Below are 12397 nucleotides of genomic sequence, written 5' to 3' on the forward strand. Positions count from 1 at the left end.
TCATGTCACAGGTTACTGAAAATAATGTTAATGCCGCACCGGCGCCCATGACGCCATTGCGGGAGTTCTGGCACTATTTCAAACGCAATAAAGGCGCGGTCGTCGGGCTGGCGTATGTTCTCATCGTGATCCTGATTGCGGTGTTTGCCAACTTTATTGCGCCGTACAACCCGGCAGAGCAGTTCCGCGATGCGCTGCTGGCGCCGCCGGTCTGGCAGGAAGGCGGCAGTTGGGCGCATATTCTGGGAACGGATGATGTTGGTCGCGATGTCCTCTCGCGCCTGATGTATGGCGCGCGTTTGTCACTGCTGGTCGGCTGTCTGGTGGTCGTCCTGTCGCTGGTAATGGGGATTATTCTCGGCCTGGTCGCGGGCTACTTCGGCGGTCTGGTCGATAACATCATCATGCGCGTGGTCGATATTATGCTGGCCCTGCCGAGCCTGCTGCTGGCGCTGGTGCTGGTGGCGATCTTCGGCCCCTCCATCGGCAACGCTGCGCTGGCGTTGACGTTTGTGGCGCTGCCGCACTATGTCCGCTTAACCCGCGCGGCGGTTCTGGTAGAGGTGAACCGCGATTATGTGACTGCCTCCCGCGTGGCGGGCGCAGGCGCGATGCGTCAGATGTTCGTCAATATTTTCCCGAACTGCCTTGCGCCGCTGATCGTTCAGGCGTCACTGGGCTTCTCTAACGCCATTCTCGATATGGCTGCCCTCGGCTTTCTTGGCATGGGCGCACAGCCGCCTACGCCGGAATGGGGCACCATGCTCTCTGACGTTCTGCAGTTCGCGCAAAGCGCCTGGTGGGTCGTGACCTTCCCGGGGCTGGCGATTCTGCTGACGGTACTGGCATTTAACCTGATGGGTGACGGTCTGCGTGACGCGCTCGATCCCAAACTGAAGCAGTAAGAGGTTCGAGATGGCGTTATTAAATGTAGATCAATTATCGGTGCACTTCGGCGACGAAGGGACACCGTTCAAAGCCGTCGACCGCATTAGCTACAGCGTGAAGCAGGGTGAGGTGGTCGGGATTGTCGGCGAGTCTGGTTCCGGCAAATCCGTCAGCTCGCTGGCAATTATGGGGCTTATCGATTACCCAGGCCGCGTGATGGCGGAAAACCTGCTCTTTAACGGACAGGATCTGAAGCGCATTTCCGAGAAGGAACGTCGCAACCTGGTGGGCGCTGAAGTGGCGATGATTTTCCAGGACCCGATGACCAGCCTCAATCCTTGCTATACCGTTGGCTTTCAGATTATGGAAGCCATCAAGGTACATCAGGGCGGGAACAAGAAAACCCGTCGTCAGCGAGCGATTGACCTGTTGAACCAGGTGGGTATTCCCGATCCGGCTTCTCGTCTGGATGTCTATCCGCACCAGCTTTCTGGCGGCATGAGTCAGCGTGTGATGATTGCGATGGCCATAGCCTGTCGACCAAAGCTGTTAATTGCCGATGAACCGACCACGGCGCTGGATGTGACCATTCAGGCGCAAATCATTGAGCTGCTGCTGGAGTTGCAGCAAAAAGAGAACATGGCGCTGGTGCTGATTACCCATGACCTGGCGCTGGTGGCGGAAGCGGCGCACAAAATTATCGTCATGTACGCCGGGCAGGTCGTCGAAACCGGCGCTGCGCAGGATATTTTCCGCGCGCCGCGTCATCCCTACACCCAGGCACTGCTACGCGCGTTACCAGAGTTTGCTCAGGACAAAGCGCGCCTGGCGTCGCTGCCGGGCGTGGTGCCGGGGAAATATGACCGACCGACGGGCTGTCTGCTTAACCCGCGCTGCCCCTACGCCACGGACAGATGTCGTGCGGAAGAACCTGCTCTCAACCAACTGGACGATGGACGTCAGTCAAAATGTCATTACCCACTCGATGATGCCGGGAGGCCCACACTATGAGTACGCATGAGGCCACCTTGCAACAGCCGCTGTTGCGGGCTATCGACCTGAAAAAACACTATCCGGTGAAGAAGGGGATCTTTTCTCCGGAACGGCTGGTAAAAGCGCTGGACGGCGTGTCGTTTAATCTCGAACGCGGTAAAACGCTGGCCGTAGTGGGGGAGTCCGGTTGTGGAAAATCCACACTGGGTCGCCTGCTGACGATGATTGAAACGCCAACCGGCGGCGAGCTTTATTACCAGGGGCAGGATCTGCTTAAACACGATCCGCACGCGCAGAAACTGCGGCGGCAGAAAATTCAGATTGTGTTTCAGAACCCCTACGGTTCCCTGAATCCACGCAAGAAAGTGGGGCAAATTCTGGAAGAGCCGTTGCTGATCAATACCAGCCTGAGTAAAGCGCAGCGTCGTGAAAAAGCGCTGGCGATGATGGCGAAGGTGGGGCTGAAAACCGAGCACTACGACCGCTATCCGCATATGTTCTCCGGCGGCCAGCGTCAGCGTATCGCTATCGCCCGCGGTCTGATGCTTGATCCGGACGTAGTGATTGCCGACGAACCGGTCTCCGCGCTCGACGTGTCGGTGCGCGCCCAGGTGCTGAACCTGATGATGGATTTGCAACAGGATATGGGGCTGTCTTATGTCTTTATCTCGCACGACCTGTCGGTGGTGGAACACATCGCCGATGAAGTGATGGTCATGTACTTAGGCCGCTGCGTGGAGAAAGGGACCAAAGAGCAGATTTTTAACAATCCACGTCATCCCTATACCCAGGCGTTGCTCTCCGCCACGCCACGGCTGAATCCGGACGATCGCCGTGAGCGGATTAAGCTGACCGGCGAGTTGCCGAGCCCGCTGAACCCGCCGCCGGGCTGCGCCTTCAACGCCCGCTGCAGCCGTCGCTTCGGACCCTGTACGCAGTTACAGCCGCAGCTTAAAGAGTACGACGGCCAGTTGGTGGCCTGCTTTGCCGTCGATCAGGATGAAAATCCGCAGAAACCGCTGAGTTAATTGCGTTTTATGCCGGATGGCGGCTGCGCCTTATCAAGCCTACACCGTACCTGTAGGCCTGGTAAGCGTAGCGCCACCGGGCATGGCTCTCCGGTACGACTTATTCAATCAATTTTAATAACGGCGACAGGCACAACAATATTCCATATAACAGAATAAGCCAGGTTTTCAGGCCGCGTAATTTTTCCAGTTGCGCTACTTTATAAATCAGGAAAAAGGGAATAATACACGCGACAATGCCATAAAGCGGACTGCCTAACTGGAAAAAGACCAATACTGAGACGCGAAACGAAACCCAAATAACCAGAGTAACCACGATAAAGACACAGATTCCAGATGTCAGTAACAGTGGGTTGACGTTTTTGACATCCATAATACGACTCAATACATTCAGTACAATACCTTTAAGCGCTTCGTGAAAACCTAAATAAATACCAAAGAACGCGGTAAGTACGGCAAAAATATTGAGGATGGTAGAGGTAATGTGGATGATATGGCCAGGGATTACCTGAGCTGCCAGCGCAAGGGCGGAAATATTCTGCTCGAATGCTGATACCGCCTCTTCATGACTAATCGAAAAGGTAAACGAGAACGAGAAAAAGAGAATAATGGCAATCAGCGTAATATAGCTAATGCGATGCGTGCGAATCGCCATCCGGGTGGCCAGCACACGGTCAGGTTCGCGCTTACGATAGGCGATGTTCATTGGGTTTAGCACCTGAATGAAGACCGCAGAAAAGAAGCAAAATGGGATAGTGAGCAGTACGTCGCGAAAGAAAACCGATGCGGCGGGAAAGGCGGAAATATTATCAAGATTCCAGTGTGGGATCATCGCGAAACCGAATATCAGAATGATCCCGACTTTTACCACCACCATCGGGCCGGAAATTTTAAATAATAACTTTTCCCCGCCGGAGGCAATCGCCACCAGCACGGCGAAAATCGCGACTTTATAGATAATAGACTGCGAAAGATCGGCCTCAGTAAGGCCGAAGGTTTTGATATAGGAGGCGCTATCAAACACCACCGACAGGGAATAAATAAACACCCCGTGGATAATCATAAGAAAATAGATTACACCGAGAAAAATGCCCCAGTTTTTGCCAAGATAGTGACTGATAATATCCGTATAATCGTCACAGGTTTCGCTTTCAGATAACGTTTTTAGATAAATATCCTGCACAATATAGGTAGCGGGATAGGCGATGATAAAAGCGGTAATAAATACCCAGATCCCCTTGAGACCGATTTGCACTGGCATTAAGACGGTACCGGCGCCGATCGCCATTCCGATACACAAGAGCACCCAGCCAAAATCATATTTTGTAAACGGTAATCTCGTTGAAAGCGGTGTGGTCGTAGCGTTACTGTTATTTAATGGTAATGTGTCGTCCTGCATAGAGCCCCCTGCCCAAAATATACGCAGCTCTCTCATAAAGAATGCTGCCTATAACCAGGCTATAGTGCCTTGATACCCGATGCGGCAAACCGGTGACAGCGGTTCGCCGAGCAATCGTCAGAATGCTGCTTTTCTGCTGGCGCGTTCAAGGTCATGAATAATATCGTCGGGATCTTCAGGTCCCGCTGAAAGACGGATAAGTTCGTCGGTAATACCTGCTTTTAGCCATTCCTCTGGCGCAACAGGCGAATATGTCATAGACGCAGGATGCTGAACGAGGGTTTCGGTATCACCGGGACTGGCCGCGAGGAGGCATAATTTACAGAATTGAGCGGCTGACTGCCAGCCTCAGAAATGCTGAATGTATTCTGGCAAATAAAAGTAATCGTCTGCGAAGCGTCACGCAGATTGCACGTTAGCGCCGTGCCGGGACGGGGATTTTGCCGTAATATCAGCAGCAAGCCGGGTTTACCCGGTGAGGCGCAATGTTGCGGGGGTTTGATCCCCGGCGGCATAGGTTGCTGGATAGAGAAAACCCCCGCACGTTGACTGGTATAAACCTGGCAACCTGACGGGGGCTAACTTGAACCCAAACACTTTAAGGATAGCCGCGAACGGTTGCCATTGCAACAAGGCGGCTATATGACGCTTACGCAGTTGGGCGTGGTCTTCTGGCACGATCTGGCAGCGCCGATCATTGCTGGCATTATCGCCAGTGTGATCGTCAACTGGCTACGTGACAGGAAGTAACGCGTTTTGAGCGTCTGTCCGCCGTAATGGCAACATGCGCCCGAACCAGGCCGCAGGGGAAACCTTGCGGCCTTTTTCGGTTTACTGCGGGTAAGGCACCCAGTCGCCGCCATTCAGACGAACGTAGGGCTTACCCTGGTACTGAATCACCACCGCATTAGCGTTTTCTGAAACCGGCGCGGTTTGCGGCAGATTGCTGGTCAGCTTGTTCCAGTTCACACTGTCTTCGGTAAAGAGCTTACCGTCCACGGCGCGTACGACCAGTTCGGAAATCGCCAGGTAGCTGCTCGGCTGATTAATATCAATCGGCGCGCCCTCATGCGGGGCTTTCATGCCAAAAAATTTCACGCCCGCCGGGACGTTGGTGATGGAGGGGCTGGGAATATCGCGCAGGCCTGAGATCTGCATTCTGTCGCCCTTCAGCGCGCCGCCGTGCTCCGGTACGACGACTACCATCACCTTACGCCTGGATTTCTCCAGTTCGGTAAAGAAGGCGTCCAGTTCATCGAACAGTTTCTGCGCGCGGATTTTATAATCCGCCGTTTTGCTGACGCCGGGGAAGTGGTTGCCATCGTGCAGCGGCAGCAGGTTAAAGAAAGTCGCGGAGCGGGAATTGGCTTCACGTTCTTCCCCTGTCAACCAGCGGTTCAGGACCGCTAGATCGTCATATACCGGCGAGCCGTCGAATGACAGCAGGGCGGTTGGCAGGCCGGACTGGTTCATCAGTTCGCTCTGCATACCGCCGTTTTCGCGAACTTCTTTCAGGAAGCCGCCAAATTCACCGTTATGATCCATCATCAGATGCTGAGTAAAGCCCAGTTTCGCCAGATTATCAAACAGATAACATTCGTTATTGGCTGGTTGATAAAGTCGGGTATGCGAAGGTTGACCACAGCTGGCGCGCAGCAGACGAATGGCCGCCGGGCCGCTGTAAGACGTACCGGAATTAAAGTGTTTAAACAAAATGTCAAAGTGCGACCATAGCGGATGTGACATCAGGCCTGCCGCTTCGACATCCGACCAGGAGAGCGAACAGATATTGATGACCAATAGGTCGAACGGCTGCGCATCAGGCGGAAGTTGCGCCGGGAACGTCGTTTTCCGCTTTTCTTCCGCGGCATAGAAGGTGTTCAACCAGGCGTTCAGATTCGCGGTCGTCGGCGGCGCGGTTTGCGCAGGCATATCGCCGATGACCGGCTTATCGCCCGCTGTCGCGACGGTAGCGGCCGCGTTACCGCCAGTTGTCGTCACCGTATCGGTTGGCTGGCCTGCCGGCCACAGCGTAAAAACCGGGCCGGTTAATGTCAGTACATTCAGCCATACCATGATGGCGACCACAAACACCGTGACCCGAATCCACTGTGATAAAAATAGCCAGGCAACCAGCAGTACGAAGATGGCGCCGATCATTTGCCAGTTAATAAAACGGGCGATCAGATCGAGCAGATAACCGGAGCTGAATTCCGCCACCTGCGTCCCCTGGCTCATAATGCTTTGCGGGCCGGGCAGCCAGGTATCATGCCAGAACAGCGCGAAGCCGACGGGAATGGCAATCCAGTGGCGCAACCGGTGAAGGCGATACTTTGGTATTGGCATGAGCAGAAACGCCATGAATACCAAATTCAGTAAAGGATGAAAATTCAGATAGCCTGCCCACAGCAGGCCAAACTTGACCAGAAAATAGAAGTTCCAGCCGGAAAGACCGCGCCAGTATTGCCAGAGCGGAGAAGGCATTGAAGGAGTTTGAGTATGCTGAGTCATTTTTTGTCTGCCTTGACTTTCGTAGCGCGGCGCAGAGTTCCGGCTGGTTTTACATAACGAGGTTTGGCAAATAGCAGCCGGGTCGTATCACTGATACGGCGTAGCGAATGGCGCGCCAGATACCCCAGCGGAAAGAAAATCAGCGCGCAAAAAAGAATAATTTGCACGATATCGCTGATGGTCATCATGATGCACGCTCCGCGGTGTCGTCGAGCAATCGCAGGGGTTCAGGAATACGACGCCAGATGCGGCCATCGTGTTCGGCATTTATTACCGGGTCGGCGCGTTTTGCCAGCGGTAGCGGCGTTCCCCACAGTTCCGGCGACAATAAGCGCATCTGCACCAGCTCGGCGCTGATTTGTTTATCTTCGAACCAGACCATACGATTAGAGAAAATATCGCCCGTCGGCAAAGGGAAAATATGGTTTAACGCGGTATCCAGATCGTTGACCCGGCAGAATGATAAAAACAGCACCAGACGGTTGCCGCCGATGGTCATAATATCGCCGGTTCGGTTTGGCCGACATAATGTTAACGCCTGCTCAACCCGAATGCCCGGCACCGGGCGCAGCGCGACCAGAACGCCTTTCCCGTCGGCGGGGAGCAGGGTGTTGCTCATCATCGTATGGATGGCATCGCAGAAGGTATCCCACGGCTGAAAACCGCGCAGTTTCAACGGCTGCGTCATCGACAGTAGCGTGGTGATGTCTTCCGGTACGTAACGGCTGAACTGCTGCCCCTGCACGCTTTCAATAAGCGTCAGGCAGCGTGAAAGCGGGGCGTTCCAGGGAATGATCATATTCGCGCCGCAGCCCAGCAGCAGGCGCTCATCGGTGGCGCGCAAACTGGCGATATTTTCGCGCACGACAATTTTCAGCGCGCTTCCCCGCTGGCGCCGCAAAGTATGAATGCGACGAGCAAGCGGCTCGATTTGGTTGTTCTGTGTAAGCGAAAAAATAATTGTCGCGGCCTGCGCCGTGCGCGCGTCGTTGAATAGCGCTTCGTTATTGTCGAAAAGCGTCCAGTGTTCCGAGAGCGGCGGCGCGCCTTCAAGGACGGCGACGTGGCTAAGAATGCGTTTTTCGTCGCTACGCGGCTGAATTGCCGTCTCCTCCTGATGGGATAGCGTCCAGCGTTCGTCCTGCTGACACAGCAATAACTGCTGTCGGGCGCTGACGCCTTTTTCGTTACACCAGAAGGCAATATCGAACAAATGTTGGTCGCCCTGAAAACGTAAACTGGCGAGGCCAAAAAGTGAGCGATACTCGCCCATCAACAACGAGGACTGTTTATCGCTATTATTACAAGGGTTAATAACCAACAATGAACAGTGATGAAAACGAGTCCATTTATTCATTTTTTCCAGCCATTTATGCAGGCTTTCTGACGTTATATTCCGCCACGTGTTATTTGCACAAATAAGAATGAAAAAGTAATGCGTCGGGTTAACAGAACAAAGCAAATCGTGGGGCAAAGAGTATAGCCCTTTTTCTGAATCCGGCATGGTAAATAAGCGGATTTTCTCCGGACCGTGAGATTCATCTAATTTGATTACTTTGCCAGGATCGCCTTCCATGCCGATGACGGCGACATTTGCATTCTCCGTTTGTGACGCAATCGTTTGATTCACCAGACTGATGGCATCTTGCTGGCGATCGGCGTTAACCCACCAGACGCCGCCGGTTGGCATATGGCGCAGTTCATCCCATAATGATGAGATGCCGAGAGAAAATACGGGGTCCACAGTGTCCCTCATGTCACTATTTTAACTGTTTATCAGTTTACTAGCGAAAGCACAGAAATAAACCTAACATTGAAATTAAAACGCATCAGATTTAGCATGTGAATCAATTTGCCCGGCAGGATGCCCTGTAACTCTGCGCTTTGCATTTTTACACATTATAAATGATGTCACGGAAAGATGAAAAATGCGCGTTCTCCCGTATTGACGACGGGGCGTAATGCTGCCAGTGAGAAATATTTAAAAAGGAGCAACCAGAATGTATAACAATGAACCTGGCGCTCAGTCCGATCCAACGTTGGGCTACACTTTTCAAAATGATTTTCTGGCATTAAGCCAGGCGTTTTCACTACCCGAAATAGATTATACCGATATTTCCCAACGCGAACAGTTGGCGGCGGCGATTAAAAGATGGCCGCTCCTGGCTGAATTTGCGCAACCACATTCATTAAGGAAGCCATGAATGGCGATTCTGGGACTGCAGGGCGTGCGCGGCGGGGTGGGAACCACATCTCTCACCGCAGCACTCGCCTGGGCGTTACAAATCTTAGGGGAAAATGTCCTGGTGATTGACGCCAGCCCCGATAACCTGCTGCGCATGTCGTTTAACGTCGACTTCGTCCATCAGGGCGGTTGGGCGCGATCGTTGCTGGACGGCCAGGACTGGCGCGATGCCGGATTACGTTATACCTCACAGCTTGATCTACTGCCGTTTGGACAGCTCACCGCGCAAGAGCGGGAAAATCCGCAGTCCTGGCAGGAGACGCTGGGAGAGATCGGATCGGCTATCCAGGCGCTGAAAGCGAGCGGGCGTTATAGCTGGATTTTACTGGACTTGCCCTACGGCGCGTCACCGCTGACACGGCAACTGGTGAGCCTCTGCGACCATACGCTGGCGATAGCCCGGGTTGACGCTAACTGCCATATTCGCCTTCATCAGCAGGCGTTGCCTGCCGGAGCGCATATTCTGATCAATGACTTACGCATTGGCAGTCAGTTACAGGACGATCTGTACCAGGTCTGGCTGCAAAGCCAGCGCCGGTTGCTGCCCATTGTGATCCATCGCGATGAGGCGATGGCGGAGTGCATGGCGTCGAAACAGCCGTTAGGCGAATATCGCAGCGATTCGTTAGCCGCCGAAGAGGTGTTAACGCTGGCGAACTGGTGCCTGCTGCATGATGCGGGCGACAAAACGTCCGCCGGGAGCCTGCGATGAGCGCCCTTTCCCGGTGGCTGCTTATCCCGCCGGTTAGCGCGCGTTTGAGCGAGCGCTATCAGGGTTACCGCCGCCACGGCGCGTCGCCGTTTAGCGCAGCGCTCGGCTGCCTGTGGACGATTCTGGCGTGGATAGTGTTTCCGCTTGAGCATCCGCGCTGGCAGCGTATTCGCGACGGGCATAAAGCGCTTTATCCGCATATTAACGCCGCACGCCCGCGCCCGCTGGACCCGGCCCGTTACCTCATTCAGACCCTCTGGCTGGTGATGATCTCGTCGACTAAAGAACGTCATGAACCGCGCTGGCGGTCATTTGCGCGCCTGAAGGACGTTCGTGGACGTTACCATCAATGGATGGATACCTTACCGGAACGGGTGCGCCAAAAGACAACGCACCTGGAAAAGGAAAAAGAGCTGGGACATCTTAGCAACGGCGCCCGGCGTTTTATTCTGGGCGTTATCGTGACCTTTTCACTGATACTGGCGCTGATCTGTATTACGCAGCCATTTAACCCGCTATCGCAATTTATCTTTCTGCTGTTGCTGTGGGGCGTTGCGCTGTTGGTACGACGTATGCCGGGACGCTTTTCCGCGCTGATGCTCATCGTGCTGTCGTTAACGGTCTCCTGTCGTTATATCTGGTGGCGCTATACCTCGACGCTAAATTGGGACGACCCGGTCAGTCTGGTGTGCGGGCTGATTCTGCTGTTTGCGGAAACCTACGCCTGGATTGTGCTGGTGCTGGGGTACTTCCAGGTGGTGTGGCCGTTAAATCGTCAACCGGTGCCGTTGCCGAAAGAAATGTCGCAGTGGCCGACGGTGGATATTTTTGTACCGACCTATAACGAAGACCTTAATGTGGTCAAAAATACCATTTACGCTTCGCTTGGCATTGACTGGCCGAAGGACAAGCTGAATATCTGGATCCTTGATGACGGCGGGCGTGAATCATTTCGTCATTTTGCCCGACATGTTGGCGTGCATTACATTGCCCGCACCACGCATGAACACGCCAAAGCCGGCAACATCAACAATGCGCTAAAACACGCGAAAGGCGAGTTTGTGGCGATCTTCGATTGCGACCATGTGCCGACACGCTCGTTTCTGCAAATGACAATGGGCTGGTTCCTGAAAGAAAAACAGCTGGCGATGATGCAGACGCCGCATCATTTCTTCTCCCCGGACCCGTTTGAGCGCAACCTGGGACGTTTTCGTAAAACGCCTAACGAAGGCACGCTGTTTTACGGACTGGTGCAGGACGGTAACGATATGTGGGACGCCACTTTCTTTTGCGGATCGTGCGCGGTGATTCGCCGTAAGCCGCTGGATGAGATTGGCGGTATCGCCGTTGAGACGGTGACGGAAGATGCGCATACTTCGCTCCGGCTGCACCGGCGAGGTTATACCTCAGCGTATATGCGCATTCCGCAGGCGGCGGGGCTGGCGACGGAAAGCCTGTCGGCGCATATCGGGCAGCGTATTCGTTGGGCGCGGGGTATGGTGCAAATTTTCCGCCTCGATAACCCTCTGTTTGGTAAAGGCTTAAAACTGGCGCAGCGGCTGTGCTACCTCAACGCGATGTTCCATTTCTTGTCCGGCATTCCGCGCCTGATCTTTCTGACCGCGCCGCTGGCTTTTCTGCTGCTGCACGCCTATATCATTTATGCGCCTGCGTTGATGATTGCGCTATTTGTGATACCGCACATGGTCCACGCCAGCCTGACTAACTCGAAGATTCAGGGCAAGTATCGTCACTCTTTCTGGAGTGAAATCTATGAAACGGTACTGGCATGGTATATCGCACCGCCGACTCTGGTCGCGTTGATCAATCCGCACAAAGGGAAATTTAACGTCACGGCGAAAGGCGGGCTGGTGGAAGAGAAGTACGTCGACTGGGTAATCTCGCGTCCGTATATCTTCCTTGTCTTGCTTAACCTGCTCGGCGTGGCGGCGGGCGTATGGCGATACTATTACGGGCCGGAAAATGAAACGCTGACCGTCATCGTTAGCCTGGTGTGGGTCTTCTATAACCTGGTCATTCTCGGCGGCGCGGTTGCGGTTTCGGTAGAGAGTAAACAGGTCAGGCGCGCGCATCGGGTCGAGATTGCCATGCCGGGGGCCATCGCCCGCGAAGATGGACATTTGTTCTCCTGTACCGTACATGACTTCTCCGACGGCGGGTTAGGCATCAAGATCAACGGTCAGGCGCAGGTGCTGGAAGGGCAGAAAGTGAATCTGTTGCTTAAACGCGGGCAGCAGGAATATGTCTTTCCAACGCAGGTGGTGCGCGTAACGGGCAATGAGGTCGGGCTACAACTGATGCCGCTCACCACCAAACAACATATTGATTTTGTGCAGTGTACCTTCGCGCGCGCCGATACGTGGGCGCTTTGGCAAGATAGCTTCCCGGAAGATAAACCGCTGGAAAGCTTGCTGGATATTCTGAAGCTGGGCTTCCGCGGATATCGCCACCTCGCGGAATTCGCGCCGCCTTCAGTAAAAGTAATTTTCCGATCGTTGACGGCGTTAATTGCCTGGATTGTATCGTTTATTCCGCGTCGCCCGGAGCGGCAAGCGGCGATACAGCCGTCGGATCGGGTTATGGCTCAGGCTCAACAATGA

11 protein-coding genes and 1 pseudogene are annotated in these 12397 nt (G+C 54.1%); 7 read left to right on the top strand and 5 right to left on the bottom strand.

Features of this window, described 5'->3' with window-relative positions; translation table 11 throughout:
• The first annotated feature begins 2 nt into the window (after positions 1-2).
• Genes dppC through dppF form a run of 3 tightly spaced genes read left to right on the top strand, consistent with a single transcriptional unit; the run spans position 3 to position 2909 of the window.
• Positions 3-905: a dipeptide ABC transporter permease DppC gene (gene dppC / locus QEN31_RS01095; protein WP_000084690.1), complete on the top strand. Its 903-nt coding sequence runs from the start codon at positions 3-5 to the stop codon at positions 903-905.
• A 10-nt stretch (positions 906-915) separates the two neighbouring features.
• Positions 916-1899: a dipeptide ABC transporter ATP-binding protein gene (gene dppD / locus QEN31_RS01100; protein ID WP_001196509.1), complete on the top strand. Its 984-nt coding sequence runs from the start codon at positions 916-918 to the stop codon at positions 1897-1899.
• Positions 1896-2909 (top strand): dipeptide ABC transporter ATP-binding subunit DppF, encoded by a 1014-nt coding sequence (gene dppF / locus QEN31_RS01105; RefSeq protein WP_000103563.1) that lies wholly within the window; start codon positions 1896-1898, stop codon positions 2907-2909. The genes dppD and dppF overlap by 4 nt, the downstream gene beginning before the upstream one ends.
• A 100-nt stretch (positions 2910-3009) precedes the next feature.
• On the opposite strand, the gene QEN31_RS01110 is transcribed toward dppF, so the two are convergent.
• Positions 3010-4308: an aromatic amino acid transport family protein gene (locus QEN31_RS01110; protein WP_001150163.1), complete on the bottom strand. Its 1299-nt coding sequence runs from the start codon at positions 4306-4308 to the stop codon at positions 3010-3012.
• 117 nt (positions 4309-4425) lie between these two features.
• Positions 4426-4578 (bottom strand): annotated as a pseudogene (locus QEN31_RS01115) (PLP-dependent transferase); the annotation flags it as partial.
• A gap of 372 nt (positions 4579-4950) precedes the next feature.
• On the opposite strand from QEN31_RS01115, the gene QEN31_RS01120 reads away from it, so the two are divergent.
• The gene (locus QEN31_RS01120) at positions 4951-5058 is read left to right on the top strand and encodes a type I toxin-antitoxin system toxin Ldr family protein (protein WP_001669334.1); all 108 of its coding nucleotides are present in this window, start codon (positions 4951-4953) and stop codon (positions 5056-5058) included.
• An 81-nt stretch (positions 5059-5139) separates the two neighbouring features.
• Here the strand turns inward: QEN31_RS01120 and bcsG are convergent, their stop codons facing one another.
• From bcsG to bcsE, 3 genes are read right to left on the bottom strand one after another with little or no spacing between them, the layout of a single operon-like run.
• Positions 5140-6819, bottom strand: coding sequence for a cellulose biosynthesis protein BcsG (gene bcsG, locus QEN31_RS01125; RefSeq protein ID WP_099949592.1), 1680 nt, complete (start codon positions 6817-6819; stop codon positions 5140-5142).
• A complete protein-coding gene (gene bcsF, locus QEN31_RS01130; protein ID WP_000988321.1) occupies positions 6816-7007 on the bottom strand; it encodes a cellulose biosynthesis protein BcsF in 192 nt (63 codons plus the stop codon). The genes bcsG and bcsF overlap by 4 nt, the downstream gene beginning before the upstream one ends.
• Positions 7004-8575, bottom strand: coding sequence for a cellulose biosynthesis c-di-GMP-binding protein BcsE (gene bcsE / locus QEN31_RS01135; RefSeq protein ID WP_001205771.1), 1572 nt, complete (start codon positions 8573-8575; stop codon positions 7004-7006). The genes bcsF and bcsE overlap by 4 nt, the downstream gene beginning before the upstream one ends.
• A 244-nt stretch (positions 8576-8819) precedes the next feature.
• Between bcsE and bcsR the strand changes: the two genes are divergently transcribed.
• The 3 genes from bcsR to bcsA are packed head-to-tail and all read left to right on the top strand — an operon-like array spanning position 8820 to position 12397.
• Positions 8820-9023: a cellulose biosynthesis protein BcsR gene (gene bcsR, locus QEN31_RS01140; RefSeq protein WP_000282616.1), complete on the top strand. Its 204-nt coding sequence runs from the start codon at positions 8820-8822 to the stop codon at positions 9021-9023.
• A complete protein-coding gene (gene bcsQ / locus QEN31_RS01145; protein ID WP_000996125.1) occupies positions 9024-9776 on the top strand; it encodes a cellulose biosynthesis protein BcsQ in 753 nt (250 codons plus the stop codon).
• The gene (gene bcsA, locus QEN31_RS01150; RefSeq protein ID WP_001275340.1) at positions 9773-12397 is read left to right on the top strand and encodes a UDP-forming cellulose synthase catalytic subunit; all 2625 of its coding nucleotides are present in this window, start codon (positions 9773-9775) and stop codon (positions 12395-12397) included. The genes bcsQ and bcsA overlap by 4 nt, the downstream gene beginning before the upstream one ends.

Source organism: Salmonella sp. SA15303 (assembly GCF_029962125.1).
Taxonomy (GTDB): Bacteria; Pseudomonadota; Gammaproteobacteria; order Enterobacterales; family Enterobacteriaceae; genus Salmonella; species Salmonella enterica.